Raw genomic sequence first — 23,762 nt, forward strand, 5'->3', positions numbered from 1 at the left:
TCAAAGCGTTTGAGATGGATGTTCTGAAGGAAGTCGGCAATATCGGGGCGGGTAATGCGGCAACCGCATTATCCCGCCTTCTGGACAAGCCGGTTGATATGGCGGTCCCCAAGGTCAGCCTGCTGCCTTTCGAGGAAGTAGCGGACCGCGTCGGCGGTTCGGAGCAGGTTGTCATTGCCGTGTATCTTCGCGTAGAAGGGGAAGCGCCCGGCAATATGTTTTTCATCATCCAGGAGGATGCCGCGAAGCGTCTCTTGGGACAGCTTCTGTCACTGGATTGCGATTCAAAAGACAGCTATTCGGAGATGGAAATGTCCGCCCTTTGCGAGATCGGCAACATTTTGGCGGGATCTTATTTATCTTCCCTTGCTGACTTTACGCATTTGTCCATGGCGCCTTCGGTGCCTTCCGTTGCCAGGGATATGGCAGGTCCAATCCTGACCTACGGCCTGATGCAATACGGCGAGATGGGGGATTCCGCCCTGCTTATCGAAACAACGTTTCTTGAAGACAGAGAAGAGCTGGAGGGGCATTTCTTCCTTATTCCGGACCCGGATTCCTTCACTAAAATATTTCAATCCTTGGGAGTACTGACCGAATGATCCAACTAGATGTGATCAAGGTCGGCATGGCAGATTTAAAATGGGCTGCGGACGGAGCACATCTGAGGACAACAGGACTAGGCTCTTGTGTCGGACTGACGTTATACGATCCTGTTGCACGAATTGCGGGTATGGCGCATGTTATGCTGCCATCTTCGGAAATTGCCAGAGAGTCGACCATGAATATTGCCAAATATGCGGATACGGCAATTCCCGAGCTTATTGGGCAGATGAAAGCAGAAGGCGCCGTTATCGGGCGTCTAAAGGCAAAAATGGCCGGCGGAGCGCAAATGTTTGCTTTCTCCGGCCAGTCGGATTCGATGCGAATCGGACCCCGGAACGTAGAATCCTGTTTGGACATTCTCGCGAGCTATTCGATCCCCGTAGTGGGACAGGATACGGGCGGGAATTATGGCCGCACGATTGAAATTGACAGCAGCAGCGGTGTATTGACTATAAGAAGCGTGCAGTTTGGAATAAAGGAGATTTGAAATGGTTGGAAATTGGCGATGGAATGTCGGCTTGGGGATTTTTGGCGCGGTATTAACCTTATTATTTTCGATTGGTAAAAACCCGCTGTCTGTCATGCTGATGCGCAGCATGTATGCTTTCATCGCCTTTGCTGCGATTGCATTTGTCATGCGGTTTCTGCTTGCCTTAATTCTTAGTCCGCCAGTGATGCATCAAGCAGAGACAGCAGGAGAAGAAGGAAAAGGCACACAGCTGGATCTCCAAACTCCCGACGAGAGCGAAGACCTGAATCAACTGCTTAAATCGCAGATGGACGGCCATAAGGCTCAGGACGCACAACAGCAAGACCAACAAAATGAGTTTAAGCCGTTAACGCCGCCAAAGCTGGTATCAACGCAGAATAAAGAGCCTGAGGAATTGGCTAAGGCCATTCGTCATCTGACTGGAGGGTGAGTGACATGATTGCGACTGCGAACTTGGATTTGTGGCGAGCGTGGAAAGAGGAAGGCGATCTTGAAGCCAAGAAGCGTCTCATCGAGCAATTCTTGCCTTTGGTCGATTATGTAACGAACCGTATGGCGATTGGATTGCCCAAAAATGTTCTAAAGGATGATCTCGCCAGCAACGGAGTCATGGGGCTTATCGATGCGATCGAGAAATTCGATTATTGTCGCGGCTTACAGTTTGAAACCTATGCATCCTGGAGAATCCGCGGATCGATTATCGACGGTCTTCGCCAGGGTGACTGGGTGCCGCGCTCGGTGCGCGAGAAGGCAAAGCGCATTGAAGAAGCTTATCAAAGCCTGGAGCAGAAATACTTGCGTTCCGTCTCCGACGCGGAGATTAGCGAATATTTGAATGTCAGCGAGAAGGAATTTACCACGATGCTTCATGAAATTGCGATTACGACGGTATGCTCGCTCGAGGATCCGATCCGTGAAGAGGAATCGGAAACGAGACTATCGCTGCTTATCGATGAACGGGCCAAAAATCCGGATCATAAAGCGCATGAGTTTTTCCTCAAGGACTCGCTCGTCAGCGGCATTGAGAAATTAACGGAGAAGGAGCGCACCGTTATTTCGCTCTTTTATTATGAAGAATTATCGTTAAGCGAGATAGCAGAAGTCATGTCGTTATCCCCATCAAGGATTTCCCAGTTACATTCGAAAGCTATCTTACGGCTGCGCGGAGCGTTAGCGAAGCATAAAGATCAATTACTGCAGCATTAGAAGGGAGTAGGCAAGGTGGAAGACCATTTATTGGAGTCTTACTTGCGTATCCAGATATCAGCTGACAAGCTGTCTGCCTTACTGACCTTTAACCGGATCACCGAGGATTTCGACTGTACTCCCGGTCAATTGGAACGATTTGTACGCAGCAAGGGCGTTGTATATGGGATACGAACAAGTCTGTTAAATGAAATTTGCACCAATACGCTCGCGTATTGCAAAGAGCAAACATTAATCGCTGTTGGTACTCCGGCTTCGCCAGGTAAGGACGGATCTATCCGTTTCGCTTATGACATGCAGGAGCAAACCCAGCGTCCTGCAGAGCTGGAAGACGGCAAGGTGGATTTCAAGGAAGTTTCCCGGCTGAAAAACGTAAAGCGCGGTCAATTAATCGCAGAGCGGGTCGATGCCCTTTTCGGTTCGCCCGGCATGATGGTAACCGGCGACGAGATTCCTGCCAAGCAAGGCAAGCAGGCTAGGTTTAAAGTGGGGAAAAACGTTGTTGTGAACGAGACCCAGACGGCCATGTATGCCCTAATTGACGGTCTTATTACGATTACTGACAAAGAGAAAGTAAACGTTTTCCCGGTATACGAAGTTAACGGAGACGTTGATTATAGAGTCGGCAACATCGATTTTGTCGGAACGGTGGTCATTCGAGGCAATGTCCTCAGCGGGTTTCGGGTTAAAGCGTCCGGCGATATCCGCGTAATAGGCGGCGTGGAGGGAGCGGAGCTGGAATCCGAGGGTTCGATTGAGATAACCGGCGGTATCATGGCCGGCAATAAAGGCTATGTCAAAGCGCAAAAGAACGTAAAAAGCTCCTTCATCCAGGACAGCAATGTTATTGCCGGCGAAGATGTTTTGGTGTCGCAGAGCATCATGCATTCGCATGTTCGAGCCGGACGCAGCGTGATTTGCCAAGGTTCAAAGGGATTGATTGTTGGCGGTTCCATACAAGCGGTTGAGCAAGTGTCGGCGCGCGTGATCGGCAATACGATGTCAACGGCTACCACAATTGAAGTAGGGGTGCAGCCAGAGTCCCGGTCCGAGCTGCAGGAACTGCGCTTAACGCTTCGCAAGCATATGGATGCGATGGACAAGACGGTGAAAGCATTAACGATTCTTGACCAGCAAGCCGCGATGGACCAGTTAAACGATCAAAAAATGGCCATGCGGATCAAACTGGGCGCGACCAGACGCCAGACAACCGCCGAGATCGACCAGATCAGAGAACGTATTCTGGAGATTGAGAAAACGCTTGAGGATACCGATAAAGCAAAGGTCGATGTTAGCCACACGGTATACGGCGGCATCAAGATTGTGATCGGACGTTATACGCGTTTCATTAAAGATCCTGTACAACGTGTTTCTTTCCGGTATACAGACGGGGATATCGTACAATTACCTTTCTCGTAGGAAGGAGCTTGAAAATGGCGTTTAAGCCCATTGATTTGCAATGGTCGATCCCGCGTACCCCCGAAGCGGGCGGAATTCAAAGCCAGTCGAATCATAAGGCGAATGCGGAGGTTTCGCGTTTGGCCGAACTAGCCTCTAAGCAAACCGAGCAATTGCGCAGCAGGAATACCGGCGTTGAACAGACGGGCGGAACGAACGTTCGCAATGACCGTGAGCGCCAAAACGGAAATCCTTATCTCGCCAAGCGAAAGCAGAAGCAGGGGCAGGAGGAGTCCGCGAATTCGGAGGAAAAGGCCGAGCATCCCTATAAAGGGCATCACGTGGATATTACGCTATAAGAACAGCAAAGGTTGTAGAGGGTGTGAATGATGTCAAACTGGACTTATATTGTACTGCTCGGTGCGGTTGTAGCCGTGGCTTCGTTGTTTTTGCCAAGAAAACAGCAGGAGCGGGAAGCGAAGGATACGCGCAATATGGAAATCGCGCTCGAGCAGTTTATGGAGAATACCGAGCTGGACCATCAAGAATTGGTTAAGCTTGTTTCGGCTTTGCGAGAAGAGGGCAAACAGCAGGCGGATGCGAACAAGCAGCGGATGACAGAGCTCGAGAACAAAAGCATGCTGCTGGAGCAGCAGCTTGCCTTCCTTCAGCAGCAGCGTCAAAACGATTTATTGCAGGCTGCGCAAACCATGCCTGTCTCCGGGATGGCTAAAGCCGCTCCGGCGGCAGATCAGCCGACAATCGTCGATCAGGAGCCCGAGCAGCCCGTTTCGGGCATACAGCTGCGTTATCCTGATCTGTTTGATTTTTATCGTCAAGGCAAGTCTATCGAAGCCATCGCGAAAAAGCTGAATATGAATAAAGGCGAGGTGCAGCTTATCTTGCAGCTAGCCAAGCAGGAGGAGAAGGCTTATGTTTAAGAACCGCTCCTTTGTCGCAGGATTAGGTGTCGGCATCATTGCCGGCGCTATTTTGCTGCAGCTGATGCAGATAGGGGACGAAAGCCAGCGGAAGCTTTCGGACGGATTCAACGATGGGGAGCCGAAGCTGTATACGCAGGCGCAGCTGGACGAGAAGCTTGCGGAGGAGCGGGCTAAAGCAAGCCAGAATGCGATGGAAACCGCCAATCCGGAAGCGGAGAAGCCGGAGGAGTCACCTGCGGTCAAAGCGCCGGAACCGCCTGCTGATAGCAGCAAGAACGACGATAAGAAGGAAGCAGCCGCAGAAAAGCCAGCCGAAGAAGTCGTTAAACGGCAGCTTCGCATTACAGGCGGCATGAACTTGACGGACACTGCGGAGCTGCTCGCCGGGCAAAAGCTGATTTCGGACAAGGCTGCTTTTATCAAGGCCATGAAAAATAAGCCCGTCCGCGCCGGTTATTTCATTTTTGAAGGAAATCCGACGGTTACGGACATCATACGTATTCTGACAAGCAAGCCGCTTACGAAATCGGAGTTCGAGCAAAAAATGAAGGGCTAAAGACAAACTGCAAAATTTCGACAATCATCTGTTGCACCGTGTAGGCAGATATGTTATAGTAATTGACGGTGTTAAAAACACACGCCTATTAATTCCGTTAATGGTGCTTCCGGTCGCCGGAAGTTTTAGCGGAAGATGCGATGGGCGGAGGTAATTACTCAAAAACCATAACAGGAGGTGTGTTGAATATGGCGGTTATTTCCATGAAACAGCTTCTCGAAGCTGGGGTACACTTCGGTCACCAAACTCGTCGTTGGAACCCTAAGATGGATCGTTATATCTTCACAGAAAGAAACGGAATTTACATTATCGACCTGCAAAAAACAGTCAAGAAAGTCGAAGAGGCTTACAACTTCGTACGTTCTGTAGCTGCCGAGGGCGGCACTATGCTGTTCGTAGGTACGAAAAAACAAGCTCAAGACTCGGTAAAAGAAGAAGCTGAACGTTGCGGCAACTTCTACATCAACCAACGTTGGTTGGGTGGTACGCTGACTAACTTCCAAACGATCCAAAAACGTATTGACCGTCTGCGTCAACTCGAAAAATGGTCGGAAGACGGTACTTTCGAAGTACTGCCGAAAAAAGAAGTTATCATTCTTAACAAAGAAAAAGACCGTCTGGAAAAATTCCTCGGCGGCATCAAAGGCATGAAAGGCCTGCCTAGCGCGCTGTTCATCATCGATCCTCGCAAAGAGCGTATCGCTGTTGCTGAAGCACGCAAACTCGGTATCCCAATCGTAGGTATCGTTGATACGAACTGCGATCCGGACGAAATCGACTATGTAATTCCAGGCAATGACGACGCGATTCGCGCGGTTAAATTGCTGACGTCCAAAATGGCTGACGCTATCGTGGAAGCTAACCAAGGCGAGCAAACAACTGCTTAATCCGATATAATTGCTACAACAAAGGGTGGTCAGAAGGTGAAAGCCTCTCACCGCCCTTTTTTTGAACGTAAAAACTAAAAATGGAATTTCCAGGAGGGCTAATCATGGCGGTATCCGCAAGCGCAGTAAAAGAACTTCGTGAAAGAACTGGAGCAGGTATGCTCGATTGCAAGAAAGCATTGGACGAAACAAACGGCGACATCACAAAAGCAATTGAATTGCTTCGTGAAAAAGGTCTGTCCGCGGCTGCTAACAAAGCTGGCCGTGTTGCAACGGAAGGCGTAGTTGAATCGTATATCCATGCAGGCGGCCGTATCGGCGTTCTGGTTGAAATCAACTGCGAAACGGACTTCGTAGCTAAAACAGATCAATTCCGCACTTTCGCGCGCGACATCGCAATGCACATTGCTGCAGCAAACCCTAAGTTCGTAAAACGCGAAGAAGTTCCTGCTGAGGAAATCGAAAAAGAGCGCGAGATCTTGAAAGCTCAAGCTCTGAACGAAGGCAAACCAGAAAAAATCGTTGAAAAAATGGTTGACGGCCGTATCTCCAAATACTACGAAGAGTACTGCCTGATGGAGCAATCCTTCGTTAAAGATCCGGACAAAACAATCTCGGCTCTTCTGAACGAGAAAATCAGCGCTATCGGTGAAAACATCTCGATCCGTCGTTTCGTTCGTTACGAACTGGGCGAAGGCTTGGAGAAAAAAGTGGATAACTTCGTTGAAGAAGTTATGGCTCAAGCAAAACTGTAAACCGAACGCACAGGCGGGGCGGGGCGTTCGCCCCGCTCTTTTTTTCTAAATAATAGGATGTTACCTCGCCCGCGAGGTACAAGATGGAGGTAGGGACGATGGGACAGCCTGTTTTCAAAAGAATTGTTCTAAAAGTAAGCGGAGAATCCTTGTCGGGGGATCAAGGCTACGGCATTGAAGCCTCGGTCATTTCCGAAATCGCTGATCAAGTTAAAGAAGTAGTTGCACTCGGTGTTGAAGTCGCTATCGTTGTAGGCGGCGGCAACATTTGGCGCGGTATTGCTGGCACGGCTAAAGGCATCGACCGGGCAACAGCAGACTATATGGGCATGCTGGCAACCGTAATGAACTCCCTGGCCTTGCAGGATGCGCTTGAGCAGATCGAAGTGCCTACTCGCGTTCAAACTTCGATCGCCATGCAACAAATCGCGGAGCCTTACATAAGACGCCGCGCAATCCGTCACCTGGAGAAAGGCCGCGTTGTCATTTTCGCAGCCGGCACAGGCAACCCGTTCTTCTCGACAGATACGACTGCAGCCCTTCGCGCAGCCGAGATCGAGGCGGAAGTCATTCTGATGGCTAAGAACAAAGTTGACGGCGTATATTCCGCCGATCCGTTCAAAGACGCTACAGCAGAGAAATACGAAGAATTGACTTACATGGAAGTACTGAACAAAAACCTTGGAGTTATGGATTCAACGGCATCGTCGCTTTGCATGGATAACAATATTCCGCTCGTCGTGTTCGCGATTACCGAAAAAGGGAATATTAAGAAAGTCGTGCTTGGTGAGAAGATTGGTACTATTGTGAGAGGAAGTGCGAAATAATGCCGCAAGCAATTAAGAAAAATGCAGAAGAGCGTATGGAGAAAGCAATCGGTGCTTTGAAACGTGATCTGGCTACACTTCGTGCAGGACGGGCAACGCCTGCTTTGCTCGACCGTGTTCAAGTTGAATATTACGGGGCGCCTACGCCCGTTGCGCAATTAGCGAATATTAATGTTCCGGATTCCCGCACGCTGTTTATTCAGCCTTGGGACAAATCGTCGATCGCAGCGATCGAGAAAGCGATTATGAAATCCGATCTTGGATTGACGCCATCCAACGATGGTTCGGCTATCCGCATCACTTTGCCGCCGCTTACGGAAGAGCGCCGCACCGAGCTTGTTAAAACGACGAAGAAGTTCGGCGAAGAAGCGAAGGTTGCTATCCGCAATATCCGCCGCGACGCAAACGACGATATCAAAAAGCTTGAGAAAACGACGATTTCGGAAGACGAATCCCGTCGCCATCAAGAAGACATTCAAAAAGCAACGGACCGTTTCATCGCGGAAGTTGATAAAGTATTGGTAGCTAAAGAGAAAGAGATTATGGAAGTATAATTGCGCCTACAGCCCCTCCGTCAGGTGGGGTTTGGTTTTTTGAATTCCGGGTGGGAGGAACAAACATGATCAGTCGACTTTGGGCTAAACTTGGCAAATCGTCCTCGAATGCGGCTGAACCGTTGGCAGCTGACAATGTTCCGAAGCATATCGCCATTATCATGGACGGCAACGGACGTTGGGCAAAGAAACGTGGGCTTCCACGAATCGCCGGCCATCATACCGGTATGAAAACGGTGAAGCGAATCGTAATGGAGGCAGATCGTCTTGGTGTCAAATATTTGACATTGTACGCTTTTTCCACGGAAAACTGGAAGCGGCCCAAAGACGAAGTTGAGTTCCTGATGAAGCTTCCCCAGCAATTTTTGGAAATCGAGCTGGCAGAGCTCATTGAAAAAAACGTTCAAGTTCGCATGATGGGGCATAAAGAAAACCTGCCTTCGTTTACGCTTAGCGCTGTCGAGGAAGCTATCACGAAAACGGCTCAAAATACTGGACTCGTACTCAATTTTGCTCTTAATTATGGCGGTCGCAGGGAAATGCTTGAAGCGATCAAAGAAATTGCTGCCGATGTACAGGACGGACGTTTATCAACCGAGCAGATTGACGAGCAGCTGCTCTCCAGCCGTTTGTTAAGCGGAGACATTCCTGATCCCGATTTGCTGATCCGTACGAGCGGTGAACTCAGGTTGAGCAACTTCATGCTATGGCAGCTTGCTTATAGCGAAATGTGGTTTACGAACGTTTATTGGCCGGAGTTTACCGAAGCGCATTTGCAGGAAGCCATTCAGGAATATCAGCGGCGTGCCCGGCGATACGGCGGTTTATAGCATCGATAACGGAGAGTGACCATCACTTGAAACAGAGAATCATTTGGGGACTGCTTGCCGGCGCGGCGTTTGTTGCTTTGCTCTTAGCCGGCGGATGGTTTTATGCAGTTGCGCTGGTGTTGCTGGCATTGCTTGGATTTAATGAATATACGAAGATGAACGGGCACTCGTGGAATGAGCCGGCGTCTCTGCTGGGTTATGCGGGCGTGCTTATGTTCGTATGGCCGTGGAAGCTCATGGGCGTAGATTCGCCTTCGTCGATTACCGTGCTATGGGTGCTGGCTTTCTTGCTGCTTGCGGTAACGGTATTCACTAAAAACAAAATAACCATCGACGGCGCCTCGCTTATGTTGTTAGGCGCTTTATATGTAGGTTACGGCTTTAGCTCTATGAATGCCGTTCGGGATTTGGACCACCACGGCATTTTCTGGTCGTTTCTTATTATTACATGCAATGTTGCTTCCGATGCAGGCGCGTATTTCGTCGGGCGGGCAATGGGTAAGCATAAGCTATGGCCGTCTATTAGCCCAAACAAGACGATTGAAGGTGCTGTCGGCGGTGTTGTCCTTGCGGTCATTGCAGCGCTTCTATTCGCAGTCTGCGCACCGCATGTTGTCGACATCGGGACTTCGTTATTGATCGGTCTTATCGTAGCTGTAGCCGGTCAACTGGGCGACCTCATCCAATCGGCCTACAAGCGTGTCCGCAACATCAAGGATTCCGGCTCCATCCTGCCGGGTCATGGCGGTGTTCTAGACCGGTTCGACAGTTGGATTATCGTGTTCCCTTTGTTGATACTGACCGATTTGATCCCTACATAAAATAAGTGGCAAAGCAAAGTGGTTTTATCCACCTGTGGATAATCATTAACCTGGACCTTTAACCAGGTTAATGATTCTTTCTCTGCTCTCCATCTTTTTTCTTTGGCAATTCCGACTTGGAAGGAATGCCGAGTCGGGGTTGGCTCTTGATTGAGCGGAGCGAAAGTGTTATGGAAGAGAAGCGCTAGCGCTCGCCTTTGTCCAGGAATTTCAACCGCTAGGCGGATTGAATCAAGAAATTCATGGACAACAGCGATCGAAGCCATGACACTTTCGCGCAGCGAATGTTTTTCGAGAGCAAATTACGCATCAAACGAGTTCCAGGAGGAATCCATGAAAAAAATCACCATTTTAGGTTCCACCGGCTCCATAGGCACCCAGACGCTAGACGTTATTGCCAATGATCCGGACCGCTACAAGGTTGTCGGCTTGTCAGCGGGCAATAACCTGCAACTGCTGGTCGAGCAGGCCAGACAATTCCGGCCTTCGGCGGTTTGCTTGGCCAGCAAGGAGTTGGCAGAGCAGGCAAAGACGGAATTGCCTCCGGATACTCAGATCCTGTATGGCGAGGAGGGGCTTGTGGAAATCGCGGCGAATAACGATGCCGATGTTGTCGTGACAGCGCTTGTTGGCAGCCGCGGTCTTCCTGCAACACTTGCCGCCATTGAAGCTGGCAAGACCATTGCGCTGGCGAACAAAGAAACGCTTGTGACTGCCGGCCATATCGTGATGGAGCGCGCCAGAGAAAAAGGCGTCTCGATTATTCCGGTCGACAGCGAGCACTCGGCGATTTTCCAATGCCTGAACGGGGAAGATTCGAAGGCTTTGCAGCAGCTTACCCTAACGGCATCCGGCGGGTCGTTCCGCGACCGTACGCGCGAACAGCTGGAAGGCGTATCGGTCGCGGAAGCATTGAACCATCCGAACTGGTCGATGGGAGCCAAGATCACGATTGATTCCGCAACCATGGTGAACAAAGGATTGGAGGTCATCGAAGCCAGATGGCTGTTTGATGTGACTTACGATCAGATCAAGGTCCTGATTCACCCGGAGAGCATTATCCATTCGTTTGTGGAATTCAGCGACAATAGCGTAATTGCTCAGTTGGGCTTGCCGGATATGCGGGTTCCGATTCAATATGCGCTTACTTATCCGAATCGCCGTCCGACGCCGACTGGCCGATTGGATCTGGCGGCAATCGGGAAGCTGCATTTCCGCGAGATGGATTTTGCGAGATACCCTTGCCTCAAACTTGCCTTTGACTGCGGCCGTGCCGGCGAATCGGCGCCAACGGTGTTCAATGCAGCCAATGAAGTTGCGGTAGCCCGTTTCTTGAACGGGGAGATTGATTTCTTGGGCATTGAGCGAGTGCTGGAGCGCGTTCTCGAGCGCCACTCGGTAACAGCAGTAAATGATTTGCAGGCTATTGCAGAAATAGACGCGTGGGCTCGTAAAGAGGCAGCGGTCATCTAGCTTTTGCCTTAACCTGCGGTTCTCTTGTATCGTACGGGAGAATAATGATAATCTATGTACAGGCCGTTACGAACAGGAGGCTCGCTATGGAGATGATTCGGGTCATATTTATGACCGTGCTCGTATTTTTTGTCATTGTGACCATTCACGAATGGGGACACTATTTTTTCGCGAAACGCGCCGGGATATTGGTAAGGGAATTCGCTATCGGCTTTGGGCCTAAGCTCTTTTCGATCAAACGCGGCGAAACGCGCTTTACGCTGAGACTTGTGCCCGCAGGCGGCTTTGTCCGCATGGCAGGCGAGGATCCGGAGATTGTAGAGGTTACTGTCGGCCAAACGGTAGCCGTTCGGGTCAAGAATAATCAGGTTACCCGGATTTATCTTGATCGTCTGGATGAGCGGAGCGGCGTTATTCGCGGGGAAGTGACTGGCATTGATCTGGAGAAGGATTTGTTCGTTTCCCTTGACGTTGAAGGGGAGAACGACCGTTTCTCCGTTCATCCTGCAGCGCTTCTCATTTCAAGAGGGAAAGAGACGCAGATTGCTCCGATCGACCGTCAATTCGGAAGCAAATCGGTTGGCGCGCGCGCCATGTCCATCTTTGCAGGCCCTCTCATGAACTTTGTGCTTGCGTTTGTTTTGTTCATGGCATACATACAGCTCGCTGGAACGCCGCAAGGCTTGCTGGTTGACGAAGTAACCAAAGGAATGCCGGCCGAGCAGGCACAACTGCAAAAAGGTGATTTGATCGATACCGTCAACGGCGTCAAGATCGGCACCGATTATGACAAAATGATTGATATTATCGGTGCTTCCGCAGGCAAGCCGATTCAATTGAATGTCATCCGCAACGGGACGCTTGAACCGGTTAAGCTGACTCCGGTGGCGGATGATCAAGGCGTCGGCAAGGTTGGCCTCAGAGCGGCTTATCAGTTCCGCAGCGCAACGGTTGGGGAGACCATTACCGGTGCGGCGAAGCTGATGAAGACGATGACGATCAGCATTTTCGAAGGCTTCAAGAAGATTATCATCGGAGACTTTAAGCTCGATGATTTGGGCGGACCGGTCCGTACAGCGGAAATGACGAGCGAGATTGCCCGCAAGGGGATCACGGACCTGACGTCATGGACGGCTCTGTTAAGCCTGTATCTAGGCATATTCAACTTGCTGCCGATTCCCGCGCTTGATGGCAGCAGGCTTATTTTCCTCGGTCTCGAGGCGGTTCGCGGGCGTCCGGTTAATCCAAGCCGGGAAAGCATGGTCCACTTCATCGGTTTTGCCTTAATAATGCTGCTGATGCTTGTGGTGACTTACAATGATATTTTGCGATTGGTACGAGGGGAGCCATAAGTCGGTTATGTCCAAGGATAAACAGTTTGTTACCGAAATTACGCCACAAGGCGAAGATTTTTCCAGATGGTATATCGATGTCATTAAGAAAGCGGAGCTCATGGATTATTCGCCGGTACGCGGCTGTATCGTGTTCCGTCCGGAAGGCTATGAGCTTTGGGAAAATATTCAGCGCGACCTGGACCGCCGTTTCAAGGAAACCGGCCACCGCAATGCCTACTTCCCGCTCTTTATCCCGGAGAGTTTTTTCCAGAAGGAGAAGGAGCACGTCGAAGGCTTTAATCCCGAGCTGCCTTGGGTAACCGAAGCGGCAGGCGAGAAGCTGGAAGAGCGTCTGGCGATTCGCCCGACTTCGGAAACGATGTTCGGCCATATGTATGCCAAATGGATTCAATCTTATCGCGATCTCCCGCTCCTTATTAACCAATGGGCGAACGTTGTCCGCTGGGAGAAGCGTACGCTGCCGTTCCTTCGCACAAGCGAATTCCTGTGGCAGGAAGGCCATACGGCTCACGAGACCGAAGATGAAGCCCGCGAAGAAACGATGAGAATGCTGACGGTATACCGCGAATTCGTGGAAGAGTTCCTGGCTATTCCGGTTATCGAAGGGGAAAAGACGCCATCCGAGCGTTTTGCCGGCGCGGTTAACACGTATTCCATCGAAGCGATGATGAAAGACGGCAAGGCGGTGCAAGCCGGTACGTCCCATTATTTGGGCACTAAATTTGCCGTTGCGTTCGACATTAAATATTTGGACCGCGAGAATACCCTTCAGTTCGCGCATACCACATCTTGGGGCGTGAGCACGCGGCTGATTGGTGCTATGATTATGGTTCATGGCGATGACCGCGGATTGGCATTGCCTCCTAAGGTTGCGCCGACGCAAGTGATTATGATTCCGATTGGTCCGGCTAAAACCCGCGATCAAGTGGTTGGACGGGTAGACGAGCTTTATGCGGAATTGAAAAAAGCCGGCGTCCGAGTTAAAGTTGACGACCGTTCCGACGTAAGTCCGGGCTGGAAGTTCAACGAGTACGAGATGCGCGGCGTTCCGCTTCGTCTCGAGCTTGGTCCACGCGATATGGAAAACGGACAAGTTGTTCTCGTATCGCGCATTAGCGGCGAGAAACGGATCGTTCGCCAGGATAACCTGATTGCGGAAGTGGAAACGATGCTTGCCGATATTCAACGCGATATGTATGAGAAAGCGAAAAAATTCCGCGAAGATAATTTCTACGACGTAGAGACGCTTGACGAGATGAAAGCTTCGATGGAAGAGAAACGTGGATTTGTACTGGCCGGCTGGTGCGGTTCCGCTGCTTGCGAGAAGCAAGTGAAGGAAGAGACTGGCGCTACAAGCCGCAACATCCCATTCGAACCGGAGAAGAAGAAAAGCAAATGTCTCGTATGCGGTGATCATGCGGAGCACACGGTCGTATTTGCACGTGCCTACTAAAAGCATCGATCGGATTGGATCGTACAGGAGTGATTGATTGCCATGAGCCAAACCGGAGACAACCGGCAGCGCTTTGAGCTGCTTATGCAGCAAGCGGGGCTGCCGCTCGAAATTATAAATTCCTATTACAAGGACGGTTATATCGAACAAGTCGTTGTAGGGAAAAGCAACAGAAAATGGACGTTTTGCATTCGCAAAACGTCTTTAGTTCCTTATAAGGCATTTATGGCTTTAACTCAAGCCGTGAACATGAAGTTCGCTCATATTGCCGAAACTTCCTTTAAACTTCTATATGACGATGCCGTTTCATCGGCAGACATTGCCCGAGAATACTGGCCTTTGTTCCTCGAATGGGTCCAGCAGGAGAATGCATCGGTTAACGGCTGGCTTAGCAAAGCCGGCATGGAGCCGACGGACGAGATGATGGTCGTATCGCTGCTGGATGGCATGGGGCTGGAGCTTGCGAAGAAGAAGCGAATCGACGAAGCGATCAGCAACTTTTACGAACGGACCTTCAGCCGGAATTACCGGGTTAAGCTGGAGGTTGGCGAGCAGGTCAGACAGGATGCCTATGAAGAGTTCCAGCAGAAGCGGGACCAAGCGGAGAGGGAAGCCGTCATTCAAATCATGGAGAGCGTTGCCGAATCTAATGAGGCAGAAGGCGACGAAGAGCCTGTCAAATTGGCAATGGGCTATGATATCAGGGATGAACCTACCCCGCTTATGAATATCCGGGAAGAGGAGAAGAAGGTTACGGTTCAGGGGGCAGTATTCGGCCTCGAGGTGAAGGAGCTCCGCAACGGAATGACCTTATTCACCTTTAACGTAACGGACTTCACCGATTCCATGGCGATGAAGATGTTCGCCAAGACGAAGGAAGACGTGAAAATCCTCAGCCTGCTGTCTAATGGCAAATGGGTAAAGGCCCGCGGCAAGGTCGATTACGACCGATTCATGCAAGAGCCTGAGCTTGTGATGATCCCTAATGATCTCCAAGAGATCTCTTCGCCGCCGGACCGTAAAGACAATGCGGAGGAGAAGCGCGTTGAATTCCATCTTCATTCCACCATGAGCGCGATGGACGCGGTGACGCCGATTGGCGAGTATGTGAAGATGGCGGCCAAGTGGGGACACAAGGCGATTGCGATCACGGACCACAGCAATATTCATTGTTATCCGGAAGCGTTCAAGGCGGCAAAAAAGAATAATATCCAAGTACTATTCGGGCTTGAAGCCAATGTTGTGAATGACGCGGTGCCGATGGTATTGAATTCAAGAGAAGAACAGCTTGCTTCTGCCGTTTATGTCGTATTTGATATTGAGACCACAGGCTTATCCATCATAAATAATAAAATTATCGAGCTTGCTGGCGTAAAAATGCAGAACGGCAAGGAGATCGACCGTTTTTCCACCTTTATCAACCCTCATGAGAAAATCCCTTACCATATTCAGCAGTTGACCAATATCAATGACGATATGGTTAAGGACGCGCCGGAGCTGGAGCCGAAGCTTCGCGAATTTGTCGAGTTTATAGGGGATTGCATTCTGGTCGCCCATAACGCAAGGTTTGATATCGGGTTTATTCAAGCCAATCTCAAGTCTATCGGCCTGCCGGAATTAACGAATCCCGTGCTCGATACGCTGGAGCTCGCAAGATTTCTTCACCCGACGCTTAAGAATCATCGTCTTAATACGTTATCCGCAAAATACAAAGTTTCTCTTGAGAATCATCACCGTGCCGTGGACGACTCCGTTGCTCTCGGCGGTGTAATGTACGGCCTTATCAATGACGCGGCTGAACGCAATATTACGGGACTTCATCAATTAAACGATTATGTCGGTCTGGACATTTCCAATTCCAGGCCGTTCCATTGCAACATTTACGCGTTAAACGCAGTCGGCAAAAAAAATCTGTTCAAGATGGTTTCGATTTCCCATACCGAGCATTTCAAACGCGTTGCTTGTATTCCGAAGAGCAAGCTTGTCGACATGCGAGAAGGCATTCTTGTCATTTCCGGCTGCGAGAAGGGTGAATTCTTCGAGACGGTGCTAAATAAATCTTATGAAGAAGCTCTTGAAGTTGCCCGGTTCTACGATGTGCTCGAAATCCAGCCGGTGGACTTTTACATGCATCTTGTAGATAAAGGACTTGTAGGCAGCCGCGCTGAAATCGAGCAGGCCATGCGCCGTATTTGCGAAATCGGCGATGAGCTTGGCAAGCCTGTTATCGCAACGGGGAACGTCCATTATTTGAATCCTCGGGACAAGCTGTATCGCGATATCGCGATTCACGGCATTACCGGATTCAGCCCGCTGAAGGACATCCGGAAGCCGGATGCCCATTTGCGGACGACCGACGAGATGCTTCGTGAGTTTGCCTTCCTCGGTGAAGCGCGGGCATACGAGGTCGTTGTCAAGAACACAAACGAGCTTGCCGACCGTTTCGAGCCGTTCGAGATGTTCCCGGACAAGCTGTTTACCCCGATTATCGAAGGGGCGGAAGAAGAAATTCGGAGCACATGCTATAACACGGCGAAATCTATGTACGGGGATGAGCTCCCTCAAGTCGTTATCGACCGGCTTGAGAAGGAACTTGTGCCGATTATCAAATTCGGCTTCTCCGCGAACTACTTGATTTCGGAAAAGCTCGTTAAGAAGTCCAATGCCGACGGATACCTCGTAGGTTCGCGGGGATCGGTAGGCTCTTCCGTGGTTGCGACATTCTTGGGCATATCAGAGGTTAATCCGCTGCCAGCGCATTATTTGTGCAAAAACCCGGAATGCCGGCATAGCGAATGGTTCCTTGACGGAAGCGTCCCGAGTGGATTCGACTTGCCGGACAAAAATTGTCCGAAATGCAATCTGCCGATGAAAGGAGAAGGACAGGATATCCCGTTTGAGACCTTCCTTGGTTTCAAGGGCGATAAGGTTCCCGATATCGATCTTAATTTCTCCGGTGAATACCAGCCAACGGCGCATAATTTCACCAAGATCATGTTCGGCGACAAATGCGTATTCCGTGCCGGCACAATCGGTACGGTAGCCGAAAAAACCGGCTATGGATTTGCGCGCAAGTATGCCGAGGATCATGGCAAAACATGGCGCAGCGCGGAATTGTCGCGCCTTGCTTCCGGTGTAACCGGCGTGAAGCGGAGTACGGGCCAGCATCCGGGCGGTATCGTTGTTGTTCCGAACTACATGGAAGTCGAAGACATTACTCCGGTGCAATACCCGGCGGATGACGTGAACGCGGAGTGGAAGACGACGCATTTCGATTATCACGCCTTTGAAGCCAACTTGCTGAAGCTTGATATTTTGGGGCACGATGATCCGACCATGATGCGGATGCTGCAGGATTTGACGGGTGTCGATCCGACGACTATTCCGATGAACGACCCTAAAGTAATGAGCATGTTCAATTCGACGAAAGCGTTAGGCGTGACCCCTGAGCAGATCCGGACACCGGTAGCGACATACGGCGTTCCGGAGATGGGCACGAAGTTCGTTCGGCAGATGCTTCAGGAGACGCAGCCATCGTCGTTTGCCGACTTGCTTCAGATTTCGGGATTGTCGCATGGTACCGGGGTATGGCTTGGCAATGCGCAGGAGCTGATCAAGAAGGGCACTTGCAACATCAAGACCGTTATCGGCTGCCGTGACGATATCATGCTGTATCTGATCTATAAAGCGGGCATGGATGCCGGACTCGCCTTCAAAATCACGGAAAGCGTGCGTAAAGGCAGAGGCCTTACTCCGGAATGGATCGAAGAGATGAAGCGATGCAAGGTGCCGGCCTGGTACATTGATTCCTGTCTTCGGATTGAATACATGTTCCCGAAGGCCCATGCCGCCGCGTACGTTATTTCCGCGGTGCGGACCGCCTACTTCAAGCTGTATTATCCGATTCAATACTATGCAACGTATTTCTCGGTTCGCGCGGAAGACTTTGATCTCGAGCTGCTCTGTCAAGGCTACGATGCCATTCAGAAGAAGATTATCGAGATCGAGGACAAGGGCTTTAATGCCACGACCAAAGAAAAGAACAGCATTTCCTTGCTGGAAATGGCACTAGAGATGACAGCCCGCGGCTTCTCCTTCAAACCGATCGATCTGTATCGTTCGGATGCAACGAAATTTATCGTTGACGGCGAAACGCTTATTCCTCCGTTTTCGGCCATTGCCGGTATCGGGGAAAATGCCGCGCGCAATATAGCGGCTGCCAAGGATGCGGGAGAGTTCCTGTCCATTGAAGATTTCCAGCAGAGATCCAAGGCGAGTAAGACCGTTATCGAGGTATTGACGGGCATGGGATGCTTCCGCGGATTGCCGGAATCCAACCAGCTGTCCTTGTTCTAGACGCTGCGTGTTAGAAAACATTTCTTGTCACCCCTATGCGGTTATGATATAATTTTTGTGGCAATGATGTGGATAGAGACTTGAAGCAGAGAGTGGGGAAACCCACTCTTTACGTTTTGTAAACGGCTTTTTTCGCATACGAATGGGCCGCTGGCAGGCGTATGAAGAAACAGGAGGTTACACCGATTGAGCACATCCAAAATCAAAACCGTCGTTGAGGCTATGGTTACTCCTTTCCTCAACAGCAATGGATTTGAACTTGTTGATATTGAGTACGTCAAGGAAGGCAGCAACTTCTTCCTTCGGGTGTTCGTAGACAAGGAAGGCGGCATCGATATTGACGAATGCGGCAGAATCAGCGAATTTTTGAGCGAGGAATTGGATAAAAACGATCCGGTATCCGATGCTTACTTCCTGGAAGTATCATCCCCGGGGGCGGAGCGTCCGCTTAAGAAGCCGGAAGATGTTCGCAAGGCCGTAGGCAAGCATGTCTACATAACGACTTACGAGCCGCTTGACGGTTCGAAGGAATTTGAAGGACAGCTTACCGCTTTTGACGGTGAACAGGCTACCGTAAAAATCGGCAAAAAAGAGCATGTCATTCCGTACGCCAAGGTCGCGAGCGCTCGTCTTGCGATTGTGTTCTAAATAGCGGTTTATTTTTGAAAGGGGGAACCCCATTCCAATGAGCATGGATTTTATTGAAGCATTGTCGGAAATCGAGAGGGATAAAGGGATTGCAAAGGAAGTGCTGTTAGAAGCGATTGAAGCGGCTTTGATATCGAGTTACAAGCGCAACTTCAATACGGCGCAGAATGTACGCGTGGACATTAACCGCCACAGCGGCGTTATTAAAGTATACGCGCGCAAGACGGTAGTAGACGAAGTGCTCGATCCGCGTCTTGAAATTACCGTTGACGCCGCGCGGGAGATTAACCCGCACTACGCGCTGGACGATATCGCGGATATCGAGGTTACGCCCCGCGACTTTGGCCGTATTGCCGCCCAGACCGCTAAACAGGTCGTTACGCAGCGTATACGCGAAGCGGAACGCGGTCTGATCTACAACGCGTTTATCGACAAGGAAGAGGATATCGTTAACGGTATCGTGCAGCGCCAGGATACGCGCAACCTGTTTGTCGACCTTGGCAAGGTTGAAGCGGTTCTTCCGCTTACCGAGCTGATGCCTACGGACAAATTTAAGCACGGCGACCGCGTGAAGTCGTATATTACTAAAGTAGAGAACACGACTAAAGGGCCGCAAATTATTTTGTCCCGTACTCACCCAGGGCTTCTTAAGCGTCTCTTCGAGCTTGAGGTTCCGGAAATTTACGACGGCGTCGTCGAGATTCGTTCCGTTGCCCGCGAAGCCGGCTACCGTTCGAAGATCGCCGTTTATTCGCGCAACGAAGAGGTTGATCCGGTTGGATCCTGCGTAGGTCCGAAAGGCATGCGCGTACAAACCATCGTTAACGAGCTTACCGGCGAGAAGATCGATATCGTTCGCTGGTCGGAGAGCGTAGAGGAATACGTCGCGAATGCGCTCAGCCCGTCGAAGGTGCTGGAGGTTATCGTATTCGAACAAGAGAAAATGGCCCGCGTAATCGTACCTGATTACCAGCTGTCTCTTGCAATCGGCATTAAGGGTCAGAACGCGCGCCTTGCCGCGAAGCTGACTGGCTGGAAAATCGATATCAAGAGCGAAACCCAAGCGGAGCAGGAGTACGGCCGTCCGAAAACGTCGACCGGCACCATGCACCAGGATTCCGTTTCTATCGATTAATAACAGGCTCGCATCTTGGGTCCATTAACGGGCAAAGGAGGGGTGTGCGGTGAGACCGAGAAAAGTGCCGCTTCGCAAGTGCGTGGCATGCCAAGAAATGAAGCCAAAGAGAGAACTCATACGGGTTGTTCGGACACCAAACGAAGAAGTGCTTATAGACCTGACGGGGAAAAAAGCCGGTCGCGGCGCCTATTTATGTGGACAGGTCAGCTGCTTTAAGCTGGCTAAGAAGTCCAAGGCGCTTGACCGGGCATTAAAGCAGGCAGTCGACGCATCGATTTACGACCAGCTTGAACAGGATTTCATAGCGGTAGAAGACGAGTTTCTGGCAGGCAAGGAGCGGGAAAGCGATGAAGATGAATAAAGGCTTGTCTTCGCTCGGAATGGCCATGAGAGCCGGAAAGCTTATTACCGGAGATGAAATTGTGCTCAAGGCGGTTCGTAAGGGTGAAGCGCAGCTCGTTATTATAGCGGGTGACGCTTCTCCAAACACGAAGAAGAAGTTTCGCGACAAATGCAACACCTACGGGGTACAGCTCGCCGAAGCATTTGACCGCGATCAGCTTGGAAAGGCCATTGGAAAGCCGGAACGAGTCGTACTGGCGGTAACTGACGCAAAGTTCGGAAAAATGATTGCAGGTCATCTGAGTCAAAATTCGGAGGTGGATAATATTGAGCAAACAACAGGACAACAGCAAGGACAATAAAGATAAAACCCGCGTATACGAATACGCGAAATCGCTAAACATGAGCAGTAAAGAAATTATAACGATTCTTAAACGGCTTAATCTGCCCGTTAATAATCATATGAGTGTCATGGAAAACGAAATGGTTCAAAAAGTGGAAGGCTTCTTCCGCGATATTAAGCAAAATGCGGCCGCAAAGCGTGCCCAGGAATCCGGCAGTGCTACCGTATCGGCGGCACCTCAGCCACAGGCGCAGACTGCAAGCAAGCCGCAACCTAATCAAACGGTACAAAAAAATCTATCTCAGGACAGACAGGGGCCTATGAATTCTATTAAAACGACATCCGAAACCAACCAATCGCAACAAGAACAACGTCCGCAAAGTCAGCAAGAAAATACAAGCAACACGGCTTCAAGCCAAGCCAACCCTACTGCCGGCGGCAGCAGCTCCAGCAATAATAACAGACCGCAGCACAGCGGTAACCGTCAAGGTTCCTACCAAGGCAACCGTCCGCAAGGTCAAGGCGGCCAAGGCGGCAATCGCCCGCAGGGCGGCGGATACAACCGTCCGCAAGGTCAAGGCGGCCAAGGCGGTAATCGCCCGCAGGGCGGCGGCGGATACAACCGTCCGCCGGGTCAAGGCGGTCAAGGCGGCAATCGTCCACAGGGTCAAGGCGGCGGATTTAACCGTCCGCAGGGTCAAGGCGGCGCACCAGGCGGCAACCGTCCGCAGGGCCAAGGCGGCGCGCCGGGCGGCAATCGTCCGCCAGGTCAAGGCGGCGGCCAAAACCGTTCGTTTGATGCGGCCCGTCCGGCACCAACTTCGCGTGGTACTGCCGCAGGCGAAACAAACAACCGCAAAGGCAACAACGCAGTAAACAAGAGCAGAGTAAATAACAGCGGCAGCCAGAAGCGTTTTGACGACGGCAAGCCGAACTTCAGAACAAACTCTAACAACCGCGGCAAAGGCGGCAGAAATAACCGTAACCATTCCCAACAGCCTCCACGGGAGAAAATCGACAATACGCCTAAGAAAATCATTGTTCGCGGTACAATGACAGTAGGCGATCTGGCAAAGCTTCTGCATAAGGATGCTTCCGAGGTCATCAAGAAACTGATTTCTCTTGGCGTAATGGCGACCATTAACCAAGAGCTGGATATGGATACGATTCTTTTGATCGCACAGGAATTTGGCGTAGAGGTTGAAGTGAAAATTCCGGTTGAAGAAGATACCTTCGAAACCGTGGAAGAAGTGGATGACGAAGCGGATCTGACTACTCGTCCACCGGTTGTTACGATCATGGGTCACGTTGACCACGGTAAAACAACTCTGCTTGATGCTATTCGCCATACGAACGTAACCGGCGGCGAAGCTGGCGGCATCACGCAGCATATCGGTGCTTATCAGGTTGAGATCAATCATAAGAAAATTACGTTCCTCGATACGCCGGGTCACGAAGCGTTTACGCTTATGCGTGCTCGCGGTGCTCAAGTAACGGATATTACGATTATCGTAGTTGCAGCCGATGACGGCGTTATGCCTCAAACCGTTGAAGCGGTCAACCATGCAAAGGCCGCTGGCGTACCTATTATCGTTGCGGTTAACAAAATCGATAAACCGGACGCAGATCCTGACAAAATCAAGCAGGCGCTTACCGAATACGAGCTTGTTCCGGAAGAGTGGGGCGGCGATACCATCTTCGTGAACGTATCGGCTAAGCAACGTCTCGGACTGGAAGAGCTGCTCGAGATGATTCTGCTCGTAGCTGAAGTTAATGATTACAAAGCGAATGCGGACAAACGCGCACGCGGTACGGTTATCGAAGCCGAGCTTGACAAAGGTAAAGGTCCGGTAGCTCGCGTTCTCGTGCAGCACGGCTCGCTTAAGATCGGCGATGCTTTCGTTGCCGGCAACTGCTTCGGTCGCGTCCGCGCAATGGTGAACGATAAAGGCCGCCGTATCAAAGAAGCGGGACCTTCTACTCCGGTTGAGATTACCGGTCTGACAGAAGTTCCTCTAGCCGGCGATCCGTTCATGGTATTCGAAGACGAACGCAAAGCAAGAGCCATTGCGGACCGTCGCTCGATCAAGCAACGTCAGTCGGAGCTTGGCGCGAATTCCCGCGTTACGCTTGACGATCTGTTCAAGCATATTCAAGAAGGCGAGATCAAAGAGCTCAATATCATTATCAAGTCTGACGTTCAAGGCTCGACAGAGGCGCTGAAAGGCTCCCTGGCGAAAATTGAAATCGAAGGCGTTCGCATCAAGATCATTCACAGCGGCGTAGGCGCGATCACGGAGTCCGATATTAACTTGGCAGCGGCATCCAACGCTATCGTAATCGGCTTTAACGTTCGCCCTGAGCCTCAGGCTGATCTTGCCGCGCAACAGGAGAAAGTGGATGTGCGTCTGCATCGCGTCATTTACAACGTAATCGAAGAGATCGAGCAAGCTATGAAGGGCATGCTGGATCCAATCTTCAAAGAGGTTGTTCAAGGCCAAGCTGAAGTACGCAACATCTTCAAGCTCAGCAAAGTTGGCGCTATCGCAGGATGCATGGTTATCAGCGGCAAAATTACGCGTAACTCCGAAGTTCGCGTCATCCGCGGCGGTATCGTTGTATTCGAAGGTAAACTGGATACCGTTAAACGCTTCAAGGATGATGTTAAAGAAGTCGCTCAAGGCTACGAGTGCGGTATTACGATCGAGCGGTTTAGCGACTTCAAAGAAGGGGATATTATTGAAGCCTTCGTAATGGAGTCCGTAGAGAGGTGATTAACG

The 23,762-nt window shown here is 50.8% G+C and carries 23 protein-coding genes; all 23 read left to right on the plus strand.

The window, feature by feature from the left end:
* Positions 1-14: 14 nt before the first annotated feature.
* Positions 15-602, plus strand: coding sequence for a chemotaxis protein CheC (locus FHT67_RS11205; protein WP_132307140.1), 588 nt, complete (start codon positions 15-17; stop codon positions 600-602).
* On the plus strand, positions 599-1,093 hold the full coding sequence (locus FHT67_RS11210; RefSeq protein WP_132305608.1) for a chemotaxis protein CheD: 495 nt from the start codon (positions 599-601) through the stop codon (positions 1,091-1,093). The genes FHT67_RS11205 and FHT67_RS11210 overlap by 4 nt, the downstream gene beginning before the upstream one ends.
* Before the next feature lies 1 nt (position 1,094).
* Positions 1,095-1,526, plus strand: a complete 432-nt coding sequence (locus tag FHT67_RS11215) for a hypothetical protein (RefSeq protein ID WP_132305606.1) — start codon at positions 1,095-1,097, stop codon at positions 1,524-1,526.
* Positions 1,527-1,531: 5 nt separating this feature from the next.
* Complete coding sequence (locus FHT67_RS11220) at positions 1,532-2,302, plus strand: FliA/WhiG family RNA polymerase sigma factor (protein WP_132305604.1); 771 nt, start codon at positions 1,532-1,534, stop codon at positions 2,300-2,302.
* A gap of 15 nt (positions 2,303-2,317) precedes the next feature.
* Positions 2,318-3,721: a DUF342 domain-containing protein gene (locus FHT67_RS11225; protein WP_132305602.1), complete on the plus strand. Its 1,404-nt coding sequence runs from the start codon at positions 2,318-2,320 to the stop codon at positions 3,719-3,721.
* Positions 3,722-3,735: 14 nt separating this feature from the next.
* On the plus strand, positions 3,736-4,059 hold the full coding sequence (locus tag FHT67_RS11230) for a hypothetical protein (protein ID WP_132305600.1): 324 nt from the start codon (positions 3,736-3,738) through the stop codon (positions 4,057-4,059).
* A 27-nt stretch (positions 4,060-4,086) separates the two neighbouring features.
* Positions 4,087-4,641 (plus strand): DUF6115 domain-containing protein, encoded by a 555-nt coding sequence (locus FHT67_RS11235; RefSeq protein WP_167198146.1) that lies wholly within the window; start codon positions 4,087-4,089, stop codon positions 4,639-4,641.
* Positions 4,634-5,200 carry a hypothetical protein gene (locus tag FHT67_RS11240; protein WP_132305596.1) on the plus strand — a complete coding sequence of 189 codons (567 nt, stop codon included), beginning with the start codon at positions 4,634-4,636 and terminating at the stop codon, positions 5,198-5,200. Before FHT67_RS11235 ends, FHT67_RS11240 begins: the two co-directional genes overlap by 8 nt.
* 188 nt (positions 5,201-5,388) lie before the next feature.
* Complete coding sequence (gene rpsB, locus FHT67_RS11245; RefSeq protein WP_015844998.1) at positions 5,389-6,087, plus strand: 30S ribosomal protein S2; 699 nt, start codon at positions 5,389-5,391, stop codon at positions 6,085-6,087.
* Positions 6,088-6,191: 104 nt separating this feature from the next.
* Positions 6,192-6,842 (plus strand): translation elongation factor Ts, encoded by a 651-nt coding sequence (tsf, locus tag FHT67_RS11250; protein ID WP_015844997.1) that lies wholly within the window; start codon positions 6,192-6,194, stop codon positions 6,840-6,842.
* Between the two features lie 98 nt (positions 6,843-6,940).
* Positions 6,941-7,669 (plus strand): UMP kinase, encoded by a 729-nt coding sequence (gene pyrH, locus FHT67_RS11255; RefSeq protein ID WP_015844996.1) that lies wholly within the window; start codon positions 6,941-6,943, stop codon positions 7,667-7,669.
* Positions 7,669-8,223: a ribosome recycling factor gene (gene frr / locus FHT67_RS11260; protein WP_127495801.1), complete on the plus strand. Its 555-nt coding sequence runs from the start codon at positions 7,669-7,671 to the stop codon at positions 8,221-8,223. Before pyrH ends, frr begins: the two co-directional genes overlap by 1 nt.
* A 65-nt stretch (positions 8,224-8,288) precedes the next feature.
* Positions 8,289-9,053, plus strand: a complete 765-nt coding sequence (locus FHT67_RS11265) for an isoprenyl transferase (protein WP_132305594.1) — start codon at positions 8,289-8,291, stop codon at positions 9,051-9,053.
* 26 nt (positions 9,054-9,079) lie between these two features.
* Positions 9,080-9,874 carry a phosphatidate cytidylyltransferase gene (locus FHT67_RS11270; protein WP_167198148.1) on the plus strand — a complete coding sequence of 265 codons (795 nt, stop codon included), beginning with the start codon at positions 9,080-9,082 and terminating at the stop codon, positions 9,872-9,874.
* Between the two features lie 333 nt (positions 9,875-10,207).
* Positions 10,208-11,347 (plus strand): 1-deoxy-D-xylulose-5-phosphate reductoisomerase, encoded by a 1,140-nt coding sequence (locus FHT67_RS11275; RefSeq protein ID WP_167198151.1) that lies wholly within the window; start codon positions 10,208-10,210, stop codon positions 11,345-11,347.
* A gap of 86 nt (positions 11,348-11,433) precedes the next feature.
* A complete protein-coding gene (rseP, locus tag FHT67_RS11280; RefSeq protein WP_167198154.1) occupies positions 11,434-12,699 on the plus strand; it encodes an RIP metalloprotease RseP in 1,266 nt (421 codons plus the stop codon).
* Positions 12,700-12,706: 7 nt separating this feature from the next.
* On the plus strand, positions 12,707-14,155 hold the full coding sequence (proS, locus tag FHT67_RS11285; RefSeq protein ID WP_132305586.1) for a proline--tRNA ligase: 1,449 nt from the start codon (positions 12,707-12,709) through the stop codon (positions 14,153-14,155).
* 42 nt (positions 14,156-14,197) lie between these two features.
* On the plus strand, positions 14,198-18,511 hold the full coding sequence (locus tag FHT67_RS11290; RefSeq protein ID WP_167198156.1) for a PolC-type DNA polymerase III: 4,314 nt from the start codon (positions 14,198-14,200) through the stop codon (positions 18,509-18,511).
* Positions 18,512-18,697: 186 nt separating this feature from the next.
* Positions 18,698-19,159, plus strand: coding sequence for a ribosome maturation factor RimP (gene rimP / locus FHT67_RS11295; protein ID WP_132305582.1), 462 nt, complete (start codon positions 18,698-18,700; stop codon positions 19,157-19,159).
* Positions 19,160-19,196: 37 nt separating this feature from the next.
* A complete protein-coding gene (nusA, locus tag FHT67_RS11300) occupies positions 19,197-20,294 on the plus strand; it encodes a transcription termination factor NusA (protein ID WP_132305580.1) in 1,098 nt (365 codons plus the stop codon).
* Positions 20,295-20,343: 49 nt separating this feature from the next.
* The gene (gene rnpM, locus FHT67_RS11305) at positions 20,344-20,658 is read left to right on the plus strand and encodes an RNase P modulator RnpM (protein ID WP_091181683.1); all 315 of its coding nucleotides are present in this window, start codon (positions 20,344-20,346) and stop codon (positions 20,656-20,658) included.
* On the plus strand, positions 20,651-21,001 hold the full coding sequence (locus tag FHT67_RS11310; RefSeq protein ID WP_091183487.1) for a L7Ae/L30e/S12e/Gadd45 family ribosomal protein: 351 nt from the start codon (positions 20,651-20,653) through the stop codon (positions 20,999-21,001). The genes rnpM and FHT67_RS11310 overlap by 8 nt, the downstream gene beginning before the upstream one ends.
* Positions 20,967-23,756 (plus strand): translation initiation factor IF-2, encoded by a 2,790-nt coding sequence (gene infB / locus FHT67_RS11315; protein ID WP_132305578.1) that lies wholly within the window; start codon positions 20,967-20,969, stop codon positions 23,754-23,756. Before FHT67_RS11310 ends, infB begins: the two co-directional genes overlap by 35 nt.
* Positions 23,757-23,762: the final 6 nt, after the last annotated feature.

This window comes from Paenibacillus sp. BK720 (assembly GCF_011761545.1).
Taxonomy (GTDB): Bacteria; Bacillota; Bacilli; order Paenibacillales; family Paenibacillaceae; genus Pristimantibacillus.

Excerpts from the sequence above, each read along its gene's own strand:
- FHT67_RS11205 (WP_132307140.1), top strand. The coding sequence starts at position 15 with ATGGATGTTCTGAAGGAAGTCGGCAATATCGGGGCGGGTAATGCGGCA.
- FHT67_RS11210 (WP_132305608.1), top strand. The coding sequence starts at position 599 with ATGATCCAACTAGATGTGATCAAGGTCGGCATGGCAGATTTAAAATGG.
- FHT67_RS11215 (WP_132305606.1), top strand. The coding sequence starts at position 1,095 with ATGGTTGGAAATTGGCGATGGAATGTCGGCTTGGGGATTTTTGGCGCG.
- FHT67_RS11220 (WP_132305604.1), top strand. The coding sequence starts at position 1,532 with ATGATTGCGACTGCGAACTTGGATTTGTGGCGAGCGTGGAAAGAGGAA.
- FHT67_RS11230 (WP_132305600.1), top strand. The coding sequence starts at position 3,736 with ATGGCGTTTAAGCCCATTGATTTGCAATGGTCGATCCCGCGTACCCCC.
- FHT67_RS11235 (WP_167198146.1), top strand. The coding sequence starts at position 4,087 with ATGATGTCAAACTGGACTTATATTGTACTGCTCGGTGCGGTTGTAGCC.
- FHT67_RS11240 (WP_132305596.1), top strand. The coding sequence starts at position 4,634 with ATGTTTAAGAACCGCTCCTTTGTCGCAGGATTAGGTGTCGGCATCATT.
- rpsB (WP_015844998.1), top strand. The coding sequence starts at position 5,389 with ATGGCGGTTATTTCCATGAAACAGCTTCTCGAAGCTGGGGTACACTTC.
- tsf (WP_015844997.1), top strand. The coding sequence starts at position 6,192 with ATGGCGGTATCCGCAAGCGCAGTAAAAGAACTTCGTGAAAGAACTGGA.
- pyrH (WP_015844996.1), top strand. The coding sequence starts at position 6,941 with ATGGGACAGCCTGTTTTCAAAAGAATTGTTCTAAAAGTAAGCGGAGAA.
- frr (WP_127495801.1), top strand. The coding sequence starts at position 7,669 with ATGCCGCAAGCAATTAAGAAAAATGCAGAAGAGCGTATGGAGAAAGCA.
- FHT67_RS11265 (WP_132305594.1), top strand. The coding sequence starts at position 8,289 with ATGATCAGTCGACTTTGGGCTAAACTTGGCAAATCGTCCTCGAATGCG.
- FHT67_RS11275 (WP_167198151.1), top strand. The coding sequence starts at position 10,208 with ATGAAAAAAATCACCATTTTAGGTTCCACCGGCTCCATAGGCACCCAG.
- rseP (WP_167198154.1), top strand. The coding sequence starts at position 11,434 with ATGGAGATGATTCGGGTCATATTTATGACCGTGCTCGTATTTTTTGTC.
- proS (WP_132305586.1), top strand. The coding sequence starts at position 12,707 with ATGTCCAAGGATAAACAGTTTGTTACCGAAATTACGCCACAAGGCGAA.
- FHT67_RS11290 (WP_167198156.1), top strand. The coding sequence starts at position 14,198 with ATGAGCCAAACCGGAGACAACCGGCAGCGCTTTGAGCTGCTTATGCAG.
- nusA (WP_132305580.1), top strand. The coding sequence starts at position 19,197 with ATGAGCATGGATTTTATTGAAGCATTGTCGGAAATCGAGAGGGATAAA.
- FHT67_RS11310 (WP_091183487.1), top strand. The coding sequence starts at position 20,651 with ATGAATAAAGGCTTGTCTTCGCTCGGAATGGCCATGAGAGCCGGAAAG.